This window comes from Blautia caccae, assembly GCF_040095955.1.
In the GTDB taxonomy this organism is placed as follows: domain Bacteria; phylum Bacillota; class Clostridia; order Lachnospirales; family Lachnospiraceae; genus Blautia; species Blautia celeris.
In genome coordinates this window covers 46,480-71,537 of record NZ_JBBMFP010000018.1, presented here as the reverse complement: position 1 = coordinate 71,537, position 25,058 = coordinate 46,480, and the positions used below count along the sequence as shown (strand labels likewise).

The following is a 25,058-nucleotide window of genomic DNA, read 5'->3' as shown; positions in this document are numbered from 1 at the left end:
TAAAGAGAGGAGACAGACAACATGGATAAAGATACAACTGTGGCGGACTTAAAAAGCAGAGTATTCGATTTTTGCGAGGAGAGGCATTGGAACAAATCCCATAATCCTAAGGATTTGTCCATCGGTATTTCCACAGAGGCCAATGAACTGATGGATTTGTTCCGTTTCAAGTCAAATGACCAGATGAAAGAAATGATGAAAGATAAGAAGAAGAGGGAGCGCATAGGGGAGGAGCTGGCAGATACCCTGATTTTTTCCCTGCGTTTTGCCCAGATGTATGCGTTTGACATTGACGATATCATCCGTGATAAGATGGTGAAAAATGCGGTGAAATATCCTAAGCCTGAGAAATAACGGCGGGAAGGAGTACGGATGGAGATCAGATGTATTGCCCTTGATCTGGACAGGACGACCCTGGACGGGGACGGATATCTGCCGGAGGAAAACAGAAAGGCCCTGGAGGAAGTTATGGAAAAGGGCGTGCAGGTGGTGGTGGCCAGCGGAAGGGCCCTTTCCACGCTGCCGGCGGCAATCAGGGAAATGGAAGGGATACGGTATGCCATTACATCAAACGGAGCCGCAGTATATGAACTCCACACAGGAAAATGCCTGAAACAATATAAGATGACAGAGGAGTCAGTGCGCCGCATTTTGACGCTCACAAGGAATTTTCCTGTGACCTATGAAGCATTTGTGGATGGCGAGGCTTATGCACCCAGGGCTTATGTGGAAAGCCCTGTGCAATTCGGCGCCAGTGTCCGGGCCATTCCCTATATCCAGGGAACCAGAAGGCCGGTGGAGGATATTCGGGCATTTATCTGTGACCATGCCTCTGTACTGGACGGCATGGACGTCATAACAGGGGACCGGGAGCTGAAGACCAGGTTGTGGCAGCTTCTGAACGCGGAGGTCCGGGATGTGTATATCACTTCTTCGGTGGCACAGCTTTTGGAAATTTCTTATAAAGATGCAGGGAAACATACAGGGGCAGCCTTTCTTCTGGACTATCTCGGACTGTGCAGGGAGGAGCTTGCGGCTTTCGGGGATGGAGATAACGATGCGGAACTTCTGGCGTTTGCGGGAATTGGGATCGCGATGGAGAATGCATCCGTAAAATGTAAGGAATCTGCAGACTGTATCACCCTGTCCAATGAGGCGTGCGGGGTTGCCCACGGCATCAGGAACATACTGAAATTATAAGAGAGGCAAAAAATATGATTCAAAATTGGAAACACAAGTTCAGATATATTGGCGGCATTCTGATACTGCTGCTCTGCCTGCTGACCGGATGCACCGGAACTGCGGACGGCACGGCAGGCCGGACAGAACAGGATTCTGCCAGGACAGTGCAGCAGGAGGAACAGGATGCAGAGGCATCGGCGCTGGAGGAATCGGGAACTTATACCTCGAAAGAGGATGTGGCAACTTATATCCATCGGTTTGGTCATCTTCCGGATAATTTTATTACCAAGAAGGAGGCTAAGAACGCCGGATGGGTCAGCAGTAAGGGGAACCTGTCTGAAGCCGCCCCGGGCAAGAGCATCGGCGGAGACAGATTCGGCAACTATGAGGGAATCCTGCCGGAAAAAGAGGGGCGGCAGTATTATGAATGTGACATTGACAGCGATGGAGGCTATCGGGGGGCAAAGCGGATCGTCTATTCCGATGACGGTCTTGTGTATTACACAGAGGACCACTACGAAACCTTTGAGCTTTTGTATGGAGAGGAGAATCCATGAGGATAGTCCTGGACGCGTTATGTATGGAAGAGAAGGAGACAGCACATACATATCTGAAAGAAAAACTGCGGCTGCCGGATTATTATGGGGGCAATCTGGACGCCTTGTACGACTGTCTTACAGATGAGGAAGAGATGGAGATAGAGGTGGAGAACAGAGAGCAGGCGGGGAAATATTTTCTGCGGATATGGAACGTTCTGCTGGATGCCGCTGAAGAAAATGAAGGTCTTCAGTTGATTGGCTAGTAAAAACACAGGAGAAAGAGTATGGGTAAAATGCAGAAAGACAGCAAAAAAGCATCTAAGAAATGGATATGGATTCTTCTGGCAGTTATAGCCGTAATATTGGCAGCAGCAGTTGTGATCTTCATGAAGGGCAGAACAGAGAAAGAAGTATTTTCCGTTGACGGACAGCCGGTCTACAGGGAAGAAGTGGCATGTATCGTCAATAAGATCAAATTATACCAGAGAGAAAAAACAGCAGAGAAGGCCGGGATTGATGTGTCAGAATTTACCTGGGAGACAGAGGCCGATGGAAAGACGGGATATGAATACCTGGCTGATGCAGTGGTGGAGGAACTTAAAGAGATTAAGACCATGCAGAAAGAGGCCATGGACAACGGCCTTGCAGATGCGATTGATTATCCGTCCCTGATGAAGGCAATGGAAAAAGAAAACAAGGACAGGGGAGAGAAAAAGGGGAACAATGAAACCGTATTCGGAGTGACCCGGTACACGGCAGACCAGTTCTATGACTACTTCAATGAGAATCTGTCCCTTCAGAATAAAAGGGAGCTGATAAATAAAGAGGTGCTCACTGCATCTGACGTGGAGGCAAGGGCAGCTTATGATGCAGATCCGGATTACTTTGACAATGAGGGCTATGAGAATGTGGAGACATCTGCAAAAAACCTTGTGTTAGAGAACAAGTATCAGGAGCATTTGAAAGAAATGGCGGAAGTGGCCAAAGTAGAGATACCGGATGAGCAGGCACTGTTACAGGCTGTGAAGGACTCACTGAAAGGGAAATCGTAAAACAAGGTAATCAATTACTGTGCATATACTGCGCTGACCGTAAGAAAACATTCAGCAGATAGGAAAAAAGAGAGCTGTTTACACAGAAAGCAGGAAGTGTGAACAGTTCTTTTTTATTGGGAAAAATCCATTTGTTTGTTTAATCTGTTATATTTTTTGTATTATTGACCGATGGGGAAACATAAATGGTCGAAAATGACGAAAAATAAGTAGAAATCGTAAAAATATATGTATATATGTAAGCTATAATAGAAGACACGGCAATGCAACACCTGTCAAAATGACGGAAGTGGATCAGCGCAGCGTGTTGAAGCTCATTGCGTAAATATTCTTTTGGAAGGAGAGCAATGTATGAAATCATGGAAGCGATGGAACAGGGCGTTTAGTGTTACTCTGGCGACGGCTCTTGTCTGTACTTCAGTTAATTTCCCGGTTTATGTGCAGGCAGCCACAGATAACCAGGGAAGTATACCTGAAGCAGCCACGGAGAGCATCCCGGAAGTATCCGGCACGGTCTACCATGTGGACAGCGAGAACGGCAGTGATGAGAATGGGGATGGATCGATCAGTAATCCGTTCAAAACCTTGGATAAGGTGAACACCATTGAATTACAGCCGGGAGACGGCATCAGCCTGAAGAAAGGCAGCATTTTTGACAACCAGCAGCTTGCACCGAAAGGCACCGGAACGGAGGAGAAACCCATTGTAATTGATACATATGGTGAGGGAAACATGCCTGTGATCAATGCAGGAGGATTCAGAAGAACCGGTGAAAAAAATGACGACGGCACACCTGAATATGCAGGCTACAAAGAAGCAGTCCTGATTCAGAACATGGAGTATACCTATGTGACTGGTCTGGAAGTTACAAATGACGACGCATTTAACGAGACAAGTGAAGCAAATGACCAGAACAACCTGAACTCCGGAAGTGATGATGTGATCCCGAGACGTCTCGGTATCCATGTTACCATTGACGAGAGAGAGACGGTTAACAAAACTCTGGAGGGTGACAGAGAATACAACACAGTTGTCATCGACGGCTGTTATGTACATGATGTGGACGGAAATGAGAACCGCGGTGTGAACAAAGTAGACGGCGGTATCGGCGTTGAGGTTATCTTCAGCTCAAAAGCAGGGGTATATCCTTACTTCAACGGCGTGACCATCCAGAACAACAGAATTGACCAGTGTGACCGTACAGGAATCAAGGCAATCCGTCTTTCTGACCTGGACAACTTCAGAAACAACACACCGGGTACTGACAATTATGACCCGAATAATGATGCGGATTATAATGGGGCCAATGATGGTGTGCGCCATGACAATATCCGTTATAAAGACCAGGCACAGAGAGGCCTTCATATTGTAGGAAACTATCTGAGCGATATCGGCGGTGACGGTATCCTTGTCTGCGAATCACAGGGCGCTTTGGTGGAGCACAATGTGGTGAACGGACAGGCCATGCGTGCGAAAGGCGCCAATGCAGGTATCTGGGCATGGAACTCTTTTGATACCTTATTCCGCTATAATGAGAGCTTTGACGGTCCTGCTTATAACCAGGATGGCTGCTCTTACGACAGTGATTACTGGTGTGCAGGTACTACCTTTGAGTACAACTACAGCCACGATACACCTATGGGCTTTATGCTTATGATGGGCAATAACAATACAGATATTATCCGTTATAATGTGAGCCAGAATGACGGCCTTGCATGGCGCCACGGGGCAGGAAATACCAGTTCAGAGAGCTACATTTATAATAATGTATTTTATTATGATGGTGCGGACTGGGTATTCAACCACAGCAACGGCGGCGGTTCTGCATTAGGTGATGCATACAACTGGTGTATGTATAACAACATTTACTATAACTACAATACAGAAGTTCCCAGTAAATGGGGCAGTGCTGAGACAACGGCTGAGAGTTGGAACAACTCTTACCTGAAACAGGCAGGAAACCTGGTATATGAAGCCAGCGGCATCCATGACCCGGGTGAGATTCCCAATGCCATCCAGGCAGACCCGCTCTTTGAAAATCCGGGCGGCGGCGAGAGTGCCACGATCAGTGAAGACGGAATGACAGCCACCTCCAACTGGGAATCTTTGAAGGCTTACGCCCTGAAAGAAGGTTCTGCAGCAATTGGTAATGGTGTGTATGTCAATGTCGTTCCTGCATCCAGTCCGGAAAATAAAGGACTCTGGGACTACACTTCAGACAGAAATGCCAAGACAGATTTCTTCGGCAATGCTCTTTATGACGGAGCACCTGATATCGGTATTATGGAGATGACAGGTGTGAAAGGTGCAGAATTTGCACTGGAGAGCAACGCGGCTTATAAAGTATACGATCCGGAATGCGGAGAATATCTTGCAAGCGGAGAAAACGGTCTGGAAGTAAATGCATCCGGAAGCCAGTTCGTAATGGAGAATGCAGGCGACGGATACAAAGTGAAAATCTGGGATACAGAGAACAATGCTTATCTGTACCTGAATGCCGACGGCGACAGCGCGGTTCTGTCAGAGAAAGACACAACTGTATGGTCAGCCGTTGATATGAAGAACGGACTTCATCAGCTCAAATCAGGAGACAAATTCCTTGTCTGCAATAATGACGGAACGCTTTCTCTTGGCACAGCAGGTACTGACTGGCAGTTTGTCCTTCAGGAGCACTCCAAGTCCTATAATGTGGGCGGAGATGTCATCGACGGATTCAGCGCAGACCGAGCTTATGATGAAAATAAGAAATTATCCGGCTATGTTGGTGAGTACAGCAAGCTGACAGGAAGCGGCAGCGGTGTATACGCAACAGGTGTTACTGCCGACACGATTGAGTACAAGATCTATGCATCAGACGCTGCCCACAATCTGAAACTCTATGTTTCTGAGATGGGAAACGCTGCCGGACGTACATTTGACGTTCTGGTAAACGGTGAGGTGGCAAAAGAGAGATATACCTTAACAGGTGATACAGATGTGATTGAAATCGGTTCTGTATATCCGGCAGGTGGTGTCATTACTGTAAAACTGCAGAGTGCATACAGTGAGGAAGCCGGAACAATGACCAATCCGATTCTGAATGGTATTGCAGCAGACATGGCTGTTATGTCAGAAGTGAATATGAGACTGGATGCCGGTAATTCCGACACATCCAATATGGGCAACCATGACGGCCTGTTCGAGGATGCGGAATTTGAAGTTACAGGAAGCGGATGGTACGCAAACGGTGATACAGCCACTGAGGAGATCAACAGTTCTCTCGGCGGACAGAAACCGGTGCCGGATGCAGGCCTGGGAACCGCACTGAAGAGCGGACGTGCAGGTGAGGACTTTGGCTATAAGTTCAAAGTTGCACCGGGACTTTACAGAGTGAAACTGTACTTCAATGACACAAGCGCAGATGATTTTACACCGGGAACATTTGATGTGAGTGTAAACGGTTCTGTAGTGGAAGAAGGATTTGCCATTCCGGAACAGAACAAAGCTTACGATATCACAGTTACCGCAGAGGCAAAAGACGGTCTGATCGATATCGGACTGAAAGCCACAGACGGCAAAGCGATTGTCAATGCAGTTCTTGTTGAGCCTTATCAGGAGATTACAGGTGAGAATCTGGCACTGAATAAGACAACAGATACAAGCGGACAGGAAGCAGAGTCCATGGCAGCAAAATACGCAGTTGACGGCAGCCAGTCCACACGTTACAGCAGCGGACAGGGCCAGAATCAGTGGATCTCCGTAGATCTGGAAAAGAAATACATGGTAGACACTGTAGCCGTTGACTGGACACCGGGTGCCTACGCTACAGATTATGAAGTGCAGGTATCTGCAGACGGAGAGACATGGAATACTGTTAAAACGGTTAACAGTGCATATCCGGGACTTAACCTGGTTAAATTCGAGCCAGCCGAGGCACAGTTCGTAGCAATTGTTTCTATTAACAATGCAAACGAATGGGGAATGTCCATGACAGAACTGGGCGTATATGGTGAGGAGATCACAGGAAGCCCGGCAGCAACTGTCAATACTGAGGATAAAGGAAACCATAACTATCAGGTAAATGTAGGTCTTGAGAATATCTACAACAAGTACAGAAACACAGTTGTGGAGTATACCTATGACCCGTCTCAGATCACCTTGAACACAGACAGCGCAGCAGCAAATGAAGACGCACTTCTGAAGACTGTAGAGCCGACTGTGACAGATAATGAAGACGGAACACAGACCGTGCGTTTCACCTATGGAATCAAGAAACAGGATGCATTCAAGAAGGCTGCGGAACTTATGAATGTAACCTTTACGGCAGAAGAGGGAGCAACAAGGAAACCGGTAACTGTCAATGTATCCTTCAGCAACGCAGAGGGACATGTGACGAATCTGGAAAAAGTGATCACATATGTACCGAATAACTTTACATATGAAGATTTAGGCGCTTTGATCCAGGATGCAGAAGCACAGATGAATGCAGCAGTGGTAGGACCGAAACCGGGCGAATACACCCAGGAAGCAGTCGATACCTTCAAAGCTGCTGTTGACGAAGCAAAAGTAGTTCCGGAAGGAAAAGACGCGGCAGAATACGAAGCCGCATATGTAAAACTGGAAGCAGCGATGAAGGCCTTCACCGAGGCAGTCAATGTGGCCCAGTACAACACTTATTATGAAGATTTTGCAGCAGCAGAGGAGATGAACTTTGATCTCAGCAATGCGTCCGGACAGCTTACGCAGGACGGCCTGTTATTATCTGTAAATGCAGGCGGAATCGCTAAGGACATGAACGCTGCAGCAATCAGCCAGGGTGTTTTCCGCATCCGCTTCAGCACAGACAGCGTGGAAGATCAGACACTGTTTACCGTTGGTAACGGAATCATGTTCGGATATGACGCAGGCGGCGGAAACTGGTTCTACGATAAGACAGCAGACGGAGGCTGGGGCGACTTTGCTTACGATCATGCGCTGACAGCCAACGAAGAGCATGAGATTATCTTTAAGTTTATGCCGAGTGCCGGCAGAGCAGCAGGGGCATATGACCTGACCTTATGGTATGACGGAACAGAACTCGGTCATGCAGAGGGTGTTCCTTACAGTACAGAACCGGGCCAGTATACACTGCAGACCAGAAGGACCGCTCACAATATTACAGTTAAAGAAGTATACTACGGTGATGAGGTTCCGACACACACCGTAACAGTAACCGCCGGCGAAAACGGAACTGTCAGCCAGACAGGCGACGTATCTGTTTACAGCGAGACGAATAAAACATTTGTAATCAAACCGGATAAAGGCTATACTGTAGATACCGTAATGCTTGACGGTGCACCGGCAGTAGTCGAGAACAACAGAGTAACTCTTGAATATGTGATCGAAGACCATACACTGGACGTTACCTTCAAGAAGATCGAGACCTCCAGTCTGGAAGCACTCATCAATGAGATGAAGGAAATAACGGCTGACGGTTATACACCGGAAAGCTACCAGAAATTCCAGGATGCAATCGCGGCAGCGGAAGCTGTTATGGAAAATGCAACATCCCAGAAGGAGATCACCGATGCGATCGTAGCACTGGGCAATGCAAAAGATGTTCTGGTTAAGATCCAGTTGGAAAGCATCACAGTCGATACAGAGAATGCCAAGAAGGAATATCTGTTAGGCGAAGAGTTCAGCGCAGAAGGAATTCAGGTATTTGCTGTATACAATGACGGCAGCACCACAGAGCTGAGCACAGACGATTACACAATTACCGGATTTGATTCCAGTGTGATCGGACCAAAGGAGATCACAGTTACCTATACCGAAGGTGAGCTTGAGAAGACAGCAGTATTTACCGTACAGGTTAAGCTGACTGTAGATACTACAAGTCTGGAATTAGCCATCACAATGGCTGAAAAACTGGCAGACGGAAGCCAGTCCTTCTCACCGGAGAGCTGGGCAGCCGTGGAAGAGGCTCTGAACGAAGCAAACGCGCTTCTGACAACTCTTGAAACAACACAGGGACAGGTAGACGATGCGTTTACAAAACTCATCAATGCCATTGTTGACCTGAAACCGGGCGTACAGAAATACGGTCTGGAAGCGGCAATCGCGGGAGCAGAGGCAATCCTCGCAGATCCTGTGACAGAAGAACGCTATACGGAAGGCAGTGTGCAGGCAGTCAAAGATGCATTAGAGGCAGCCAAGACTGTATATGATACCGTGTACGGCGAAGATGAAGTAGAAGAAGGACAGAAAGCTGTCAATGAGGCAACCACAAACCTGCTTACTGCAGTATCCCAGATGTTAGATAAGGATTTTGCCCGTCTGCACGCGATCATTGCACAGGCAGAAGCAATCCTTCAGGATGCCGACAAGTACACAAGTGAGTCCGTGGAGAACCTTAAGACTGTACTGAGTGCAGCTAAAGAGACAGCAGCCAATACGGAACTGACAGGCCAGGAAGCAAGAGACGCCTATGCAGCTCTGGCAGAAGCTATTACAGGCCTTACCTTCAAGGGAAATAAGGCGGAACTGGAATCTGTTATGGCAAAAGCACAGGAGATCCTGGATAATTCGGGCAGATATCTGGCAGCCAGCATTGACGGTCTGAAGGAAGCTCTTGACAGCGCAAAGGTAATTTACGACAAACCGGATGCAGTTCAGGATGAGATCAATGCAGCGATTGCTGCACTTGTGAAAGAATGTGAAGAAGTAAGGCTTCTGGGTGATGTGGACCTGAACGGCGTTGTGAATGCAGCCGACAGTGCACTGCTGCTGAAATACAGTGTAGGTCTCACAGAGCTGACAGAGGAGCAGATCCTGATTGGTGATGTGAATGTTGACAACCAGACCAACACAACTGACGCAACCAAGATCCTGCAGATGGCAGCAGAGAAGATCACCACATTTTAAATATCAGAGGAAAATCTAGGAGAACAGGCAGGTAACCTATATGAAAAAGAGAACCGGAAAAATTGCAATGTTATGTATGAGTGCACTTCTGTTTGTACAGGCAATGCCTGTCTGGGCCGCAGGTGAAACAGAAATAGCATTAAACCCAGGTAAGGCCCAGGAGGGCGGTCAGGTTCAGGTGGCCTGTGAGATCACGGACGGCCGGGAAGTGACCAATGGAAAGATCCGTATCCATTACGATGCATCTAAACTTACCCTCACTGCGGACAGCGCCGGAGGGGCGCTGTCCGGGGCCCTGTGTGAAGTCAACGACTGTCTGACAGGCAACAAGGAGGAAGGCGAGATTGTAGCGGCCTTTGCCTCATCATCACCACTTACAGAGGATGGCAGTCTGCTCGATATGACGTTCCAGCTTGCAGACGGTGTAAAAGCCGGCGATACAGCGGACATTCAGGTGGATATTGAGGAACTGGCAGGTGACAGCGGCGACATCGGTCACAATGAGACCCATGCAGCAGCCATCACAGTGGAAGCAAAGGGCGAGAATCCGGACCCTGGCGGAGACGACAAGGATCCGAGCGGAGATGACAACAAGAACCCCGGCGGAGATGACAATAAGACTCCGGGCGGCGACAAAAATGATGGTACGGATGGCGATGGTAATAAAGGAACCACACCAACCCCGACACCGGCCAAGAACAAGAAGTCCGGAACCACCACAACTTCAAAATCAGCAAAGACAGATGATGATACGAATATGGTATTCCCGCTTCTCGGCGCTGGCGCAGCAGTGGCAGTGATCGCTGCAGTTGTAGCTGCGAAAAAGAAAAAAGAATCATAACTGTAAGGGGAATGCCGGTCTGTATGAGAAATCATGCAGACCGGTATTTTTTTGGTTATAATTTAAAATATGAAATCATTTTCCATATCCCGATACGTTATATAGAGTAGGGGACGCCCTGTAGGAGGATTATCTTGACGCGTGAAGACAAACTGATAAAAAAACTGGAAAATGGAGATATGAGCGCCCTGGATGAGCTGATATCCCTGTATTACACAGACATTCTGCGGTACTGTATCTGCCACACAGCGGACAGGCAGACCGCGGAGGATGCCGTGCAGGAGACATTTCTGAAGACCGTGCGGTATCTGGACAGGTATATACACAAGGGGAAATTCCGCGCTTTTTTATACCAGGTGGCAGCGAATACGTGTGTGGACATGTGGAGAAAGAAACATCAGGAGGAGCAGATACCGGACACTCTGGAATGCCTGGAGCGGGGATTTCAAAGGGCTGAGACGGAGACAGACTTCATGCTGCTGGTCAGGGAACTTCCGGCAGAACAAAGGGAGATCATCTACCTTCGGTTTGCCCATGACCTGACGTTAAGGGAAATCGGGCAGATTTTGAACCAGCCGCTGAGGACAGTCCAGTCCAGGCTGCGGGCAGCACTGAAAACCATAAAAAAGGATTTGGAGAGAGGGGGGATTTCATCATATGAAGAAATCTGAGATAGAAAGCGGCCTCAGGCAGTGCTTTTCGGAGAATACCGTGCCGGATGCGGTCAGGGGAGGAAGAGAGAAGCTGATTCTGACAGCCAGGCAGACATACCGCACCGCTGTAAGAGAAAAAAGGATTTCCTTTTGGCAGTTTGTGTTATATCAGATCAAATTTACAGGCCGGAGTATATGGGGAACGCAGATCGCTGTGCTGGCAGCTATCTATCTGACACTCTATATTACTGTCAATGGGGATTTTGCTTACCTGTGGAACAGACGCCTTCCCGTGCTTTTATGTTTCAGCAGTGTGTTTCTTCTGTTGCCGGCCCTGCCCGCAATTATAAGGTCTCTGCGCTATGGAATGGCAGAGCTGGAGCAGGCGTCCAGGTTTTCCTCGATCCATCTGCTGACTGCCCGGCTGGTGATCATCAGTGCCGGGGATATCCTGATGCTGGCTGTGCTGATTGCAGGCATTGTACTGGGAATGGGCCAGAGCCTGGGGGCCGTAGTCTTATACCTGCTGGTGCCCTTTTTTTTACTGGGCAGTATCTATATTACCATAGCTCTGCACGTGGATGTACAGCATGTACTTAAAATCTGTCTGGCTGTGGGAATGGGGGCAGCGCTGCTGTTCTGGCTGCTGTTCCAGTATCATTACGGGTTTTACGAACATTCCTTTCAGACGGGCTGGGCAGCAGTCTGTGCGGCGGCTGTGATATGTGATATCATTCAGCTTCGCAGAGCAGAAAGAAAAGGGGCAGCAGAAGTGCTGCTGTGAGGAGGAGTAAAATGGAGCTTATAATAGAGGATTTATCGAAAAAGTTTAAAGACAAGGAAGCTGTCAGCCATGTGAGCCTGAAACTGACACCGGGGGTCTGGGGACTTCTGGGAGCCAACGGTGCCGGTAAGACCACTCTTATGCGAATGCTGGGCGGAACCCTGAAACCTACGGGAGGCAGGGTTCTGTACGACGGCATCTCTATCCAGGTACTGGGGGAGAAGTACAGGGATATCTTTGGGTATCTGCCTCAGGAGTTTGGATTTTATCCTGAATTTACGGTCCGGGATTACCTGGAATATATGGCAGTGCTGAAAGGCCTGCCGAAAAGGAGAAGTAAGGAGAAGATAGAAGAACTTCTGGAGAGAATGACCCTTTCGGATGTGAGAAAGAAAAAGATTGCGAAGCTCTCAGGCGGAATGAAGCGCAGGGTGGGAATCGCCCAGGCCCTTCTCAATGAGCCGGAGGTGCTGATTCTGGATGAGCCTACCAGCGGTCTTGACCCGGGGGAGCGCGTCAGATTCCGTAATCTGCTCTCAGAGTTTGCATCACACGACAGGATCGTGCTCATATCCACCCATATTGTCTCAGATGTGGAGTACATTGCAACCTGCAATGCGGTGATGAAGGGCGGTAAGATCCAGGCTGTGGGGACAACGGAAGAGCTGGTCACCCTAGTGAATGGGAAGGTCTGGAACGGTACGATTCCTGCCGGGCAGCTTGCTGAGTATGAGAACAGACTGCAGATCGTGAACCTGAGAAATGAGGCGGACGGCCGCATCTCTGTGCGGTATCTCGCCGAGAAACCCGGGATCGAGGATTCTGTACCTGCTGTGCCGAGACTGGAAGACCTTTATCTCTGGATGTTCCCGGAGAGCCGGTTTGATAAGGAGGCGGATTAAATGAGACTTTTAAAACTGGAATTTAAGAGAATCCTGAAAACAAGATCCACCTGGGTTTTTCTGGGGGCAGCACTGTTTTTATCTGTTCTCATGGCCTGTATTCCCAGGACTTTTGTACAATATTCCTACATGGATGACAGCGGTAAACAGATTACCGTAAGCGGCAGCAGGGCCATGGAGATCATAAATGAGAAACAGGCGCCCTATGCCGGAGAGGTGACACCGGATAAAGTGCAGACCGCTTTGGAGACATATCAGGCATGCATCGCGGAATACGGGCCGACCAACAGCGAGGATTTCCCTCTGAATGTATATAATGAAAAGATTCTGCCTATTCAGCCTTATATCCACCTTTTACGTGAAGTATATGCGGACAGCAGAACAGGTACTGCGGCTGACCTCATGAAGCTTGGTCCTGAAGATGCCGGCCGTATCTATGAACAGTGCAGAGAGCATCTGGACAGCCTCATGAAAATGGAGCAAAAGGACTACCCGGATGCGCAGAATAAAGCGGCTGCTTACTTTACAAAAGTGGAGCAGCCATATGAGTATTATCCCGGCTATAATAAGGACGCAACCGATTATCTGGTCCTTTATCTGCTTCTTCTGGAGTTCATCTGCGTGCTTCTGGCTGCTCCGGTCTTTTCCTCTGACTACCAGACAAAGGCGGATGATATTCAGCGCTGTACCAGGCATGGAAGAATCAGGCTGGCGGCTGTCAGGACAGCAGTTATGCTGATTCTGGCCTCTGTTATAGTGGCAGCGGGTTCCGGCATTTTTCTGCTTCTGACAAGGGCTCTGTTCGGGGAAGAGTGTATGGGAAGTTCCATGCAGATGCTCTATTCGGCAGTGAGCTTATCTGATCTGGATTTATGGCACCTGCTTTTAGCCGGGGCGGGCACCGGGTTTCTGACCATAACCGCTGCGGTTCTGTGTACACTTATGATATCGTCCCGATGCAGAAGTGTCACTGTGACAGCGATTTTTGGCATGGTGCTGTGTCTGCTGCCTGTCATCATCGGACAGGTGGGCAGCGGGAATCTTGCCGGCTGGATTCGCTGTATCCTGCCGACAGGAGGGCTGGGGCTTGGAAACTGCTTCCTGTACGAACTGTTTGATTTTAAATTCCTTCATCTGGGAGGACAATCCTTTTGGGTGCCCCATGCGATGCTTGCGGCGCTGGCCGTGGAGATTCCTCTCTTTTGGGGACTGACGGTTTGTTTCTATAATAGACATATGGCAAAATAACAGATTGCGGAGAGTGCGGAATTTGGGCACTCTCCGCAGTTTTTATGGGCAGAATGCACAAGAGGTAAGAAAATTATAGAAGGAGAACACTTTTGTTAATGGGCATTTCGCATAGAGAATGATACCATTAATCCATAAGATTAGTTCATATTAAATAACGCAAGGAGGAAAGAATATGAAAAAAAGAATGATGGAACTGGCGGCAATCTCTATGTCTGTGCTTATGGCGGCTTCTCTTGGGGCGTGCGGCTCCAGCGGCGGGGATGACAAAAGCAGCGGAAGTGATGACAGCAAAAAAGAAGAGAGCACAGCATCCGCAGATGAGAGCAAAGGCGGGGACAAGGAAATTGTAATGTGGGCCAACGGTACGGAGGACCCTGATAAAAGTATCTGGAATTATGCCATTGACAAGTATAATGAAGGTAAGGGAAAAGAGACCGGCTATCAGGTAAGCTATGTTCCCACACAGAATGATACTTACAAAGAGAAGCTGGTGGTTGCTGTCAGTTCAGGGGAATGCCCGGATATCTATCAGACCTGGTCCGGAGGTCCTATGATCGAATACGTGGAGGCAGGATTCGGCCAGCCTCTTGACGAATATATTGATAAGTACAATCTGAAGGATGTGCTCATGGACGCGGCCCTGGAACAGGGTACCTACAACGGCAAGGTGTACGGCCTTCCCGTGCTGAATGTGGCAATCTCAGGTATTTACTATAACAAAGATATGTTTGAACAGTATAATCTGGAAGTTCCCACAACCATAAGCGATCTGGAGAAAGTCTGCGATACATTAGTGGAGAACGGCATCACTCCGTTTGCGCTTGCCAATGCCTCAAAATGGACAGGTTCCATGTATTTCATGAACCTGGCTACCCGTTACGGAGGACTGGAGCCTTTCCAGAAGGCAGTTTCCGGGGAGGGTACTTTTGAGGATGAGAGCTTTGTCTATGCCGGGGAAAAGATTCAGGAATGGGTGAAAAAGGGTTATTTCCCGGAGGGCGTGAACTCTCTGAGTGAGGATGACGGACAGGGCAAACAGCTTCTGTACCAGGATAAGGCAGCCATGACCTGTATCGGCTCCTGGTATACAGGCACGATCAAACAGGACAGTGAAGAATTCTACAACAAATTGGGCTGGTTCCCATTCCCGGCAGTTGACGGTTCCTCCGCAGATGCTTCCATTATCATCGGAACCATCGGTGACGGATTCCTGACCTTCAATTGTACAGGCGAGAAGCTGGATGCTGCATTTGAGATGGCAAGCTACTATTTCGATGATGAAGAGCTGGATTTCATGGTAGAAAACGGCAAGATTCCTCCGGTTAAAAAAGCAAAAGACATGATCACTGACCCGGTAAGCCAGCAGATCCTGGAAGCTGCAACGAATGCGTCCTCTGTACAGCTCTGGTACGATCAGTATCTGCCGCCGGTAGTATCTGAGGCACACAAAGATACCTGCCAGGAATTGTTCGGTCTCACCATGACACCGGAGGAGGCCAATAAAGAACTGCAGAAGACCATGGATGAATATAACAGCAGCCATAATGAGGAATGATCATTTTTGTGTCAGGTAAGAAAATTATATCATGTGGACATATTATTTTATAGTTATCGGACGAAAAAAACTATATGATATAAGACATAAAGTAAAACCACGTATTTCATTTTAAGGAGGAAAAGTATGAAAAAAAGAATGGCAAAACTGGTCGCTCTTTCCATGACAGCTCTCATGGCAGCGTCACTGACTGCATGTGGCGGTGACAGCAAAAACGCAAGTTCAAGTGAAACCTCAGGTGATGACAAATCAGCGAAAAAAGAATCCGGTGATGGTGAAAGCAAGGAGATTGTTTACTGGAACATCGGAACAGAAAGCCCGGACAAGGATGTTATTGCAAAGGCTGTTGACAAATTCAATTCCGAGACAGAATCAGGCTATACCGTTACGGTTGTGCCTACACAGAATGATACATACAAAGAGAAACTGGTAGTTGCCATGAGTTCAGGCGAGTGCCCGGATATGTATTCCAACTGGTCCGGCGGTCCTATGTACGAATACATAGATTCCGGATTTGGCCAGCCCATTGATGATCTGTTCAATGCGTCTGAGATCAAGGACAAACTCATGGACGCAGCCGTTGCACAGGCTACATACAACGACCATGTATATGCGGTTCCTTACCAGAACGTTTCTCTTGCAGGTATATTCTACAACAAGGAAATGTTTGAGAAATACGGTCTCTCAGAGCCGAAGACACTTGCGGATTTGGAGAATATCTGTAAGACATTAAAGGACAACGGCATTACACCATTTGCCCTGGCAAACGGTTCCAAATGGACAGGTTCCATGTATTTCATGAGCCTTGCGGCACGCTACGGCGGACTGGAGCCATTCCAGAAAGCAGTTGCAGGCGAAGGCAAATTTACAGATGACTGCTTCATCAAAGCCGGTGAAAAAATCCAGGAATGGGTGAATGCAGGTTACTTCCCGGAGGGTGTAAACTCTCTGAGTGAGGATGACGGACAGGCAAAACAGCTCATGTATCAGGAGTCAGCAGGTATGCTTCTGTGTGGTTCCTGGTATACAGGTACTTTCTCCTCTGACAGTGAAGAATTTTATCAGAAGATAGACTGGTTCCCATTCCCGGCTATCGAAGGTTCTGACGCAGATGCTTCTATCCAGATCGGTACCGTAGGTGACCAGTTCATCACATTCAACTGTGAAGGCGACAAACTGGCAGCAGCGTTTGAGTGTGCAGAGGCACATCTCTCTGATGAAGTTATAGATTTTGAGATTGAAAAAGGCAAGATTCCGCCAGTCAAGGGAATCGAAGAGAAGATCACAGACCCGGTTGCCAAGAAGATCGTGGAGACCGCCAACAGTGCTCCGGAAATCCAGCTTTGGTATGACCAGTATCTGCCGCCGGCAGTTGCAACTGCTCACCTTGACGGATTACAGGAAGTGTTTGGTCTGACCATGACTCCTCAGGAGGCACAGGATTCCATGCAGGCAGCAATGGATGACTATTTAAGCACAAAGGCCGAGTAAGGATCACAGATAAAAATACGCTCTGTCCCCTGGGACAGGGCGTTTTTTTCTATATTTTTCTGCGCTTTAAAAGACAAATATTTATAGATAATGCGTAGATTGTTCTATGTCCTTTCAGAAGTCTGTTTGTTAGTATATATAATAAGAAAAGAAAGGATTCAGAAACAAAAAGGAGGGCTTCTATTATGAAGGAAAATGGTATTTCTCTTGCCCAGATGAGGCAGAGGAACACACGGAAAGTTGCGGCGCTTTTCCTGGCACCGGTCACTGTTTTAATGGTGATATTTATTTTCTATCCCATTGTGGATACATTTATCACAAGCGGCTATCAGTGGAACGGAATTTCCGCAGCTAAGAAATTTATCGGAATCGGCAACTGGAAAAAACTGATTGCTGACACCAATTTTTGGATCGCGTTTAAGAACAATGTTCTCATTATGATTCTGTCTATCTGTATTCAGATTCCCATCGGTCTTGCACTGGCAACATTCCTGGATTTCGGAGGAAAGAAACTGACACCTTTTAAGGTGGTCTGGTTTATTCCCCTGCTGATGTCATCTGTTGCGATTGGCTTCCTTTTTACATATGCGCTGGCAACAAACGGCGGCCTGGTCAGCACCATCTCAGGCTGGTTCGGAGGCGGCAACATCGACCTTCTGGGTAATCCGAAAACTGCCCTATTGACGGTTATCATGGTTATCTGCTGGCAGTTCACCCCGTTCTACATGGTGTACTTCATGGCGGCATTTACCAATATTCCTTACGATGTATTTGAAGCGGCGAGGATAGACGGTGCCACCAGAGGCCAGTATTTCTGGAGAATAGCACTTCCCCTTCTGGTTCCTTCCATGAAAAGCGCGGCAATCCTCTCCATGGTTGGTTCTCTGAAATACTTTGACTTGATCTATGTTATGACCGGCGGCGGTCCCGGAACATCTACGGAATTGATGGCAACCTACATGTACAAACAGTCCTTTAAGACATTCAACATGGGATATGGTTCTGCAGTGGCCGGCGGCATGTTTATCCTCATCAGTATGGTATCCCTGATCACCATGAAGCTGTTAAATGGAAAGAAGGAGGACTGAAATAATGGATAATTATAAGAAGAGTAAAGCAAAAAGCATCACAGCCTGGACCGTTGCCTTTATCCTGGCAATCTTCTGGCTGGTAGTATCCTTTATGCCTTTCGTATTTATGGTTCTGAACTCCTTTAAAGAGAAGTTTGAGATGCTGACAAAAGGCGTGTTCCAGCTTCCGGACAGTCTGAACTGGAACAACTACACAGAAGTGTTAAAAGGCGGATTCGGCACTTACTTCAAGAACAGTGTGATCGTTCTTGGCATCTCCCTGATACTTCTGCTGTTTATCGCTGCCTGCGCGTCTTATCCGCTGGCAAGATTTAAGTTTAAACTGGCGAACCCCATCTATGCGCTGATCGTGGCATGTATGTCCATACCGGTTCATATCACCTTGATCCCGGTGTTCAAGATGGCAAAAAGCACAGGTCTGTATGACAGTATCTGGGCATTGATTGGTCCTTATATTGCCTTTGCGGTACCGATTTCCGTGTTCATTCTGACCAGCTTCATGAAAGAGATTCCGCGGGAGATCGAAGAGTCTGCCGAGATAGATGGCTGCGGCAAGATTCAGATGTTTTTCTCCATGATCCTTCCTCTGGCAAAACCCGGCCTTGCCACACTGGCGATCTACAACGGTGTAAATATGTGGAATGAGTTCTCCTTTGCCTACACACTGACACAGTCATCCGCAAACCGTACCCTGCCTCTGGCAATCTGGGAATTCCAGGGCCAGTATTCCATGAATACGCCCATGATCATGGCAGTCCTGACGCTGACACTTCTTCCCATGATCATTATGTTCATTATCTTCCAGGATAAACTGGTAAAAGGTATGACAGCCGGAGCCGTAAAAGGCTGAGTTTGCGTCACCGTACAGCTTGTCTGAACAGTAACGGGGTTACTGTGATTTTAGAGCTGCTGCCGGATTTATATCCAGGCGGCAGCTTTTTCCAACTGATAAAAATTGCCGCACTGTTGCATAGCATGGTATGATAGAGAGCAGAAAACAGAAGAAGGGCGGGAACATTTATGAGAAAGTGGATGGAGAAAGTAAGCCGATGGAAGTTTGACAAAAAAATGCAGCTCCTTGTGACAGTGTCCATTATAGCCACCACCCTTATTGTGCTGGTGGTATCCACCATATCCTCTGTCACATCCATGAAGCAGCAGTCCATAGAGCTTCTGCAGGCACAGAACAGCACAACTGCGGAAAACTTTAAAAGCTCCCTGGACAATTACAAAACCCTTGCCATTGCTACGGTCATGGATACTTCCATACAACAGTACCTGAAGGCAGTCAATTATAACAAAGAGGCAGGCGGGCTGAAGAACAGTGCCTTCAACATTCTGGCAAGTATATCCAACATGCATTCGGATATGAATTTCATCGCTGTTGTGGGAAAATCTCCGGATGACTACATATACAAGGGGCAGATCGCCATCTCAGCCGCACAGTTCTCCCAGGTATATACTTTTGATGCCCAGCAGTGCAAGACCGTGCAGGACAGCTCCATTAAGATGTGTTTTAACAATGCGTATTTCAACGGCAGCAAATACACCCTGAACATCTATTTCCCCATCTACGACACCAACCGTGTACTGGGGGAACTGGGGCTTCTCTGCATGAACTTTACGGACCCGAGCCTGCTGCAGATCCTGGAATACGACAGCTCCAATAAGCTGGAATCCATGGTAGTTGACACAGACGGCATGATGATTTCTGCCAGGGATAAGGATAAGATCGGAACCAATGTGGACTTTATTCCCAAGATGAAAGAAAAATCAGGCACCTTCAGCATGGGCGGCAGGCTGTACATTTACCAGAAGGTTTCTGACTGGCGGTTCTATGTGGTGAGCAGTGTGCCTATGATGGAGCTTTACAAATCCAGCATCCGGACGATCTTCCTCATGGCATTTATCCTGCTGTTTCTGCTCACCATCAGCCTTCTGGTGGTCAAGCGCATCATCAGCAAAGTCTACCGCCCTCTGGACAAGGTGGTGCGGAAGATGGATGATGTGGCTTCAGGTTCCCTGAAAACCCGCATCAACGTGGAACACATGGGAGAGGATTTCACAAAACTGGCAGTCGGTTTCAACTCCATGATGGAGGAGATCCTGGTGCTCATGGAGCAGGTGAAAATGGAACAGCATCAGATTGAGCAGATCCGTTTCAATGCCCTGCAGTCCCAGATACAGCCCCATTTTCTGTATAATACCCTGGAGTGTATCCACTGGCAGGCCATGGTGGACGGCAACGGGGAGATATCCACGCTTGTGAAGGCACTGGCCAAGTATTACCGCATCTGCCTCAGCGGCGGCCATGATGTGATTCCGCTGAAAATGGAGCTGGAACATGTGCGGAATTATCTGATCATCCAGAATATGCGGTACGATGACATTATCGGAAGTGAGTTTGACGTGGAGGAGGCAGCATCAGATGTAATGATTCCGAAGCTGACCCTGCAGCCCCTGGTGGAGAATTCCATCTATCACGGAATCAAGGTGAAGGAGGGTAAGACGGGAAGTCTGTTCCTGAAGGTGAGAAAGCGCAGCAGTGATGTTCTGATCACTCTGGCAGATACGGGAACCGGTATGAGCCAGCAGCAGATTGATGAGATGAACCAGCATCTCTCAGAGTACGACGATTCTTTTGGCTACGGTGTGAGGAATGTAAATAAGAGAATAGAGCTTCTCTACGGTGAGGAGTTCGGGCTTTATTACCTGAGAAATGAATCAGGCGGCGTGACCGTGGAGATACGCCTGCCTTACGTGACACAAGTGGAAGACGGTATCATACGGGGAGAGATGATTCATGTATAAAATATTGATTGTAGATGACGAGAAAATGATCCGCCTGGGCATGAAAAAAGTTCTGCCCTGGGAGAGTCTTGGAATCAGTGAAGTTTACGACGCGGCTTCAGGCAGGGAGGCGCTTGGGATCATCCGGGAGAAAAAGCCGGAGATCATGATCTCTGATATTCAGATGACAGAGATGACAGGCCTTGAACTCATTGAGGCGGCCCGGAAGATTGTGCCGGAACTCAGAGTCATTGTGCTGACCGGATACGATAATTTTGAGTATGCAAGGCAGAGCCTCCGTCTGCAGGTGCAGGACTTTTTTCTGAAGCCCATCGAGGAGGAGGAGCTTGCCCGGGCTGTGAGCAAGCAGGTGAATTACCTGGAGGAGCTGAAAGCGGAGGAAAAGAATCTGAGGCTTCTCCAGAGGACCCAGGGAACCGCGGAACAGACAGAGCTGGAGCATTATATGAGAAATCTGGTGCACAAGCGGGAGGACAAGGGACAGCTTTTGAGCAATCTGAAGGAGTATTACCACTTTGATATAGAGCGTGACTTAAAGCTCATGCTGATCGTGCCCACCCTGTACATGAACCAGCAGCCCACAGAGGAGAATTTTCAGGCCATGTCCGTGAAGAATGTGTGTATGAGCATGGTGGATGCCCAGGAGAGGGGAATCACCTTCTCCGATGATGACGGCACCATTGCCATTACCTGGTTCGAGGCAGAGACCGGGGATGTGGTGCTGGATGCCATTGAGGAGCTGTCTGATATTCTGAAGGATGAATTTGACGCAAAGCCCAAGATGGTGGTGGGAAGTACCGTGCACGGATTTTCCAATCTGTTTATCTCCTACAATGATGCCCGTTACCTGCTGGACAATGAAAAAGAGGGAATACGCGATATTGTACAGACTTTTGGTGCCCAGAACAAGGCGGATATTTTCCGCGACATCTATGCGGAGTTAAAGGGCATCATGTGTGCCAATGTGGGGAATACAGACTATGTCATGAAGGCGTTCAATACATTTTCAAAAGCTACGCAGTCCTATAATCTGTCCCCGGCCATGGTGCGCAGAAACTGCTTTGAGATCGCTTCAGCTCTCTATTTTTCCTATCTGGGAGATTCCGGGGAGGTGGAGTCCGGACGTCTTGATTCCCTTTCCAAAAGTCTGATCTGTGCGGACAGGGAGGAAGCGTGTGATGTAACACGCATGTTTATCTCTCAGCTTTTGGGCAGCGAGGAGGAGAATGTCCACGAGATCATTACAAAGGCGAAGCATTACATCGACGAACATCTGACGGAGGAGCTGTCTGTATCCAATATTGCGGCAAGCCTGTACATTACGCCAAACTACTTTTCCAGGCTTTTCAAGCGCGTGACAAAGGAAGGGTGCAACGAGTACATTGTGAGAAAGCGCATTGAGAAGGCGAAATCCCTGCTGGAGACTACCAGCATGAAGACCGGTAAGATCGCCATGATGGTGGGATATCGGGACACCAATTATTTCTCGCTGGCATTTAAGAAACATACAGGGAAATCCCCCACAAAATACAGGGAGGAAATACAGCATTCCGTATAAACAGCATTCCGGCATGCGGCTGTCACGGGATTTCCCTGTAATTGCATGGCACACCCCGCGGGACAGCAGAAAGCGGAATCGCAGCGTGACATTTACAAAAGGAAGAATTTTATAGAAGGAAGTAACTTTTTTTTATTACGGTTGGAATGCAGGTATGGTACACTATGCTTAAAGGTATAAGTACCATACCTTTTTGCTGTGGATCCGCAGGTAAAAACGCAAAAATTGAGGAGGAAACAGCAAGGAAATACATGCGCATCAGGCAGGTATGGTGTAAGATAAAAGCAGAAAACGGGAAACTGTGAAAACAGTTCCGGAAAATAGAAAATAAAAGGAGAAAAACGGATGAGAGACCACAAAAAAGAGAGGGCGGCAGCCAGAGAAAAAGCAAAAGAGCTGGTATCCAAAATGACACTGATGGAAAAGGCATCCCAGTTAAAATACGATGCATCTCCGGTAGAACGCCTGGATGTGCCGACTTATAATTACTGGAATGAAGCCCTGCACGGCGTGGCAAGGGCCGGTGTGGCTACCATGTTCCCCCAGGCTATCGGTATGGCTGCGGCTTTTGACGATGAGGAAATGAAAAAGGTGGGCGATATCATAGCCACAGAAGGCCGCGCAAAGTACAATGAGTATTCCAAACATGGAGACAGGGATATTTACAAAGGACTGACTTTCTGGTCTCCCAATGTGAATATTTTCCGTGACCCCCGCTGGGGAAGAGGCCATGAGACTTACGGCGAGGACCCGTATCTGACCTCCAGACTCGGTGTGAAATTCGTGGAGGGCATACAGGGTGATGGGGAAGTGATGAAAGCAGCGGCCTGCGCCAAACACTATGCTGTGCACAGCGGCCCGGAATCTATCCGTCACGAGTTCGATGCTGAGGTGACCATGAAGGATATGTGGGAGACATATCTGCCGGCTTTTGAGGCTTTGGTCACAGAGGCTGATGTGGAATCCGTCATGGGTGCCTACAACAGAACAAACGGAGAGCCATGCTGCGGCCATACCTATCTGATGGAGGAGGTCCTCAGAGGAAAATGGAACTTTGAAGGGCATTTTACCTCTGACTGCTGGGCAATCAAGGATTTCCATGAAAACCACAGGGTTACGAAAAATGCCAGGGAGTCCGCTGCCCTTGCCCTGAAAAAGGGATGTGACGTAAACTGCGGCAATACTTATCTGCACCTGCTGGGAGCCATTGAGGACGGCCTGATCACAGAGGAAGACATTACACTGGCGGCTGAGAGGCTGTTCACCACCCGTTTCCTGCTGGGCCTTTTTGACGGAAGCGAGTACGACAGCATTCCATACGAAGTGGTTGAGTGCAGGGAGCATGTGGAGAAAGCCCTGGATATGGCCAGAAAAGGCTGTGTCCTTTTAAAGAACGACGGTGTTCTGCCGCTTGACAAATCCAAATTGAAGACCATCGGTGTCATCGGACCCAACGCAGACAGCCGTGCTGCCCTGATCGGAAACTACCACGGAACCTCTTCCAGATATATTACGGTTCTGGAAGGCATCCAGGATGAGGTGGGAGAGGATGTGCGTGTGCTCTATTCCGAGGGCTGCCATCTGTATAAAGATAAAGTGGAAAGTCTGGCCTGGAACCAGGACAGAATCTCCGAAGCTGTCATCACGGCAGAGCACAGCGATGTGGTAGTTCTCTGCGTGGGCCTTGACGAGACGCTGGAAGGCGAAGAGGGAGATACGGGAAATAGTGACGCATCCGGTGATAAACACGACCTTCATCTGCCAAAAGCACAGGAAGAGCTCATTGAGAAGGTAGCTGCTGTGGGCAAACCCACCGTTGTGGTCCTCATGGCAGGCAGTGCCATTGACATGAACTATGCAGATGAAAACTGCAATGGAATCCTGCTCGCATGGTATCCGGGAGCAAGGGGAGGAAAAGCAGTGGCAGACCTGCTGTTCGGAAAGGTTTCACCTTCAGGAAAGCTTCCCATCACATTCTACAGGGATTTGGAGGGAATGCCTGCGTTTACAGATTACAGCATGAAGAACCGTACATACCGTTATATGGAAAAAGAGGCACTCTATCCCTTCGGCTACGGACTGACATACGGTGACGTGAAGGTCACAGATGCAGAGCTTACAGGCAAAGCAGATGCCCAGTCAGATTTGGAAGTGAAGGTCACAGTCAAAAATGAGGGCAGCGCAGCCACAGAGGATGTGGTAGAAATCTACATCAAGGACATGGAATCACCTCTGGCAGTGCGCAACTACAGCCTGTGTGCATTCAAACGTGTCTTCCTGGAAGCAGGGGAGAGTAAAACCATAACTATGACAGTCTCAAACGCAGCAATGTGTGTGGTGGACGAGGCAGGTGAGCGCCATATTGACAGCAGACATTTCAAACTGTTTGCAGGAACCTCCCAGCCGGATAGCAGAAGTGAGAAGCTGACAGGTGCAAAACCGGTGGAGCTGGATGTGATCTTATAA

At 48.3% G+C, this 25,058-nt stretch carries 18 protein-coding genes; all 18 read left to right on the top strand.

Going from position 1 to position 25,058, the window contains the following annotated elements:
• The first annotated feature begins 21 nt into the window (after nucleotides 1-21).
• The 18 genes from WMO65_RS18280 to WMO65_RS18195 all read left to right on the top strand — a co-directional run bounded on the left by WMO65_RS18280 (nucleotide 22) and on the right by WMO65_RS18195 (nucleotide 25,058).
• The gene (locus tag WMO65_RS18280) at nucleotides 22-354 is read left to right on the top strand and encodes a nucleotide pyrophosphohydrolase (protein ID WP_033139117.1); all 333 of its coding nucleotides are present in this window, start codon (nucleotides 22-24) and stop codon (nucleotides 352-354) included.
• A gap of 18 nt (nucleotides 355-372) precedes the next feature.
• Nucleotides 373-1,200 (top strand): HAD-IIB family hydrolase, encoded by an 828-nt coding sequence (locus WMO65_RS18275; RefSeq protein ID WP_033139116.1) that lies wholly within the window; start codon nucleotides 373-375, stop codon nucleotides 1,198-1,200.
• A gap of 14 nt (nucleotides 1,201-1,214) precedes the next feature.
• Nucleotides 1,215-1,739, top strand: a complete 525-nt coding sequence (locus WMO65_RS18270) for a ribonuclease domain-containing protein (protein WP_054350652.1) — start codon at nucleotides 1,215-1,217, stop codon at nucleotides 1,737-1,739.
• Nucleotides 1,736-1,984, top strand: coding sequence for a barstar family protein (locus WMO65_RS18265; RefSeq protein WP_054350653.1), 249 nt, complete (start codon nucleotides 1,736-1,738; stop codon nucleotides 1,982-1,984). Before WMO65_RS18270 ends, WMO65_RS18265 begins: the two co-directional genes overlap by 4 nt.
• Before the next feature lie 21 nt (nucleotides 1,985-2,005).
• Nucleotides 2,006-2,773, top strand: coding sequence for a hypothetical protein (locus WMO65_RS18260; protein WP_340299374.1), 768 nt, complete (start codon nucleotides 2,006-2,008; stop codon nucleotides 2,771-2,773).
• A gap of 351 nt (nucleotides 2,774-3,124) precedes the next feature.
• Nucleotides 3,125-9,655, top strand: a complete 6,531-nt coding sequence (locus WMO65_RS18255; protein WP_148392487.1) for a discoidin domain-containing protein — start codon at nucleotides 3,125-3,127, stop codon at nucleotides 9,653-9,655.
• Between the two features lie 40 nt (nucleotides 9,656-9,695).
• Nucleotides 9,696-10,496, top strand: coding sequence for a cohesin domain-containing protein (locus WMO65_RS18250; protein WP_148392550.1), 801 nt, complete (start codon nucleotides 9,696-9,698; stop codon nucleotides 10,494-10,496).
• 134 nt (nucleotides 10,497-10,630) lie between these two features.
• Nucleotides 10,631-11,167: an RNA polymerase sigma factor gene (locus tag WMO65_RS18245; RefSeq protein ID WP_033139110.1), complete on the top strand. Its 537-nt coding sequence runs from the start codon at nucleotides 10,631-10,633 to the stop codon at nucleotides 11,165-11,167.
• Entirely contained in the window at nucleotides 11,154-11,933 is a 780-nt protein-coding gene (locus WMO65_RS18240; RefSeq protein WP_148392486.1) for a hypothetical protein, read from the top strand. The genes WMO65_RS18245 and WMO65_RS18240 overlap by 14 nt, the downstream gene beginning before the upstream one ends.
• Nucleotides 11,934-11,944: 11 nt before the next feature.
• A complete protein-coding gene (locus WMO65_RS18235; RefSeq protein WP_148392485.1) occupies nucleotides 11,945-12,835 on the top strand; it encodes an ABC transporter ATP-binding protein in 891 nt (296 codons plus the stop codon).
• Nucleotides 12,836-14,083, top strand: coding sequence for an ABC transporter permease (locus tag WMO65_RS18230; protein ID WP_148392484.1), 1,248 nt, complete (start codon nucleotides 12,836-12,838; stop codon nucleotides 14,081-14,083).
• A gap of 175 nt (nucleotides 14,084-14,258) precedes the next feature.
• Nucleotides 14,259-15,641 carry an extracellular solute-binding protein gene (locus WMO65_RS18225; RefSeq protein ID WP_148392483.1) on the top strand — a complete coding sequence of 461 codons (1,383 nt, stop codon included), beginning with the start codon at nucleotides 14,259-14,261 and terminating at the stop codon, nucleotides 15,639-15,641.
• A gap of 126 nt (nucleotides 15,642-15,767) precedes the next feature.
• Entirely contained in the window at nucleotides 15,768-17,132 is a 1,365-nt protein-coding gene (locus WMO65_RS18220) for an extracellular solute-binding protein (RefSeq protein WP_148392482.1), read from the top strand.
• 185 nt (nucleotides 17,133-17,317) lie between these two features.
• Entirely contained in the window at nucleotides 17,318-18,220 is a 903-nt protein-coding gene (locus WMO65_RS18215) for a carbohydrate ABC transporter permease (RefSeq protein WP_033139104.1), read from the top strand.
• A gap of 4 nt (nucleotides 18,221-18,224) precedes the next feature.
• Nucleotides 18,225-19,073 (top strand): carbohydrate ABC transporter permease, encoded by an 849-nt coding sequence (locus WMO65_RS18210; RefSeq protein WP_033139103.1) that lies wholly within the window; start codon nucleotides 18,225-18,227, stop codon nucleotides 19,071-19,073.
• A gap of 170 nt (nucleotides 19,074-19,243) precedes the next feature.
• Entirely contained in the window at nucleotides 19,244-21,034 is a 1,791-nt protein-coding gene (locus tag WMO65_RS18205) for a sensor histidine kinase (RefSeq protein WP_033139102.1), read from the top strand.
• Entirely contained in the window at nucleotides 21,027-22,592 is a 1,566-nt protein-coding gene (locus tag WMO65_RS18200) for a response regulator transcription factor (RefSeq protein ID WP_033139101.1), read from the top strand. Before WMO65_RS18205 ends, WMO65_RS18200 begins: the two co-directional genes overlap by 8 nt.
• 345 nt (nucleotides 22,593-22,937) lie before the next feature.
• The gene (locus WMO65_RS18195) at nucleotides 22,938-25,058 is read left to right on the top strand and encodes a glycoside hydrolase family 3 C-terminal domain-containing protein (protein WP_033139100.1); all 2,121 of its coding nucleotides are present in this window, start codon (nucleotides 22,938-22,940) and stop codon (nucleotides 25,056-25,058) included.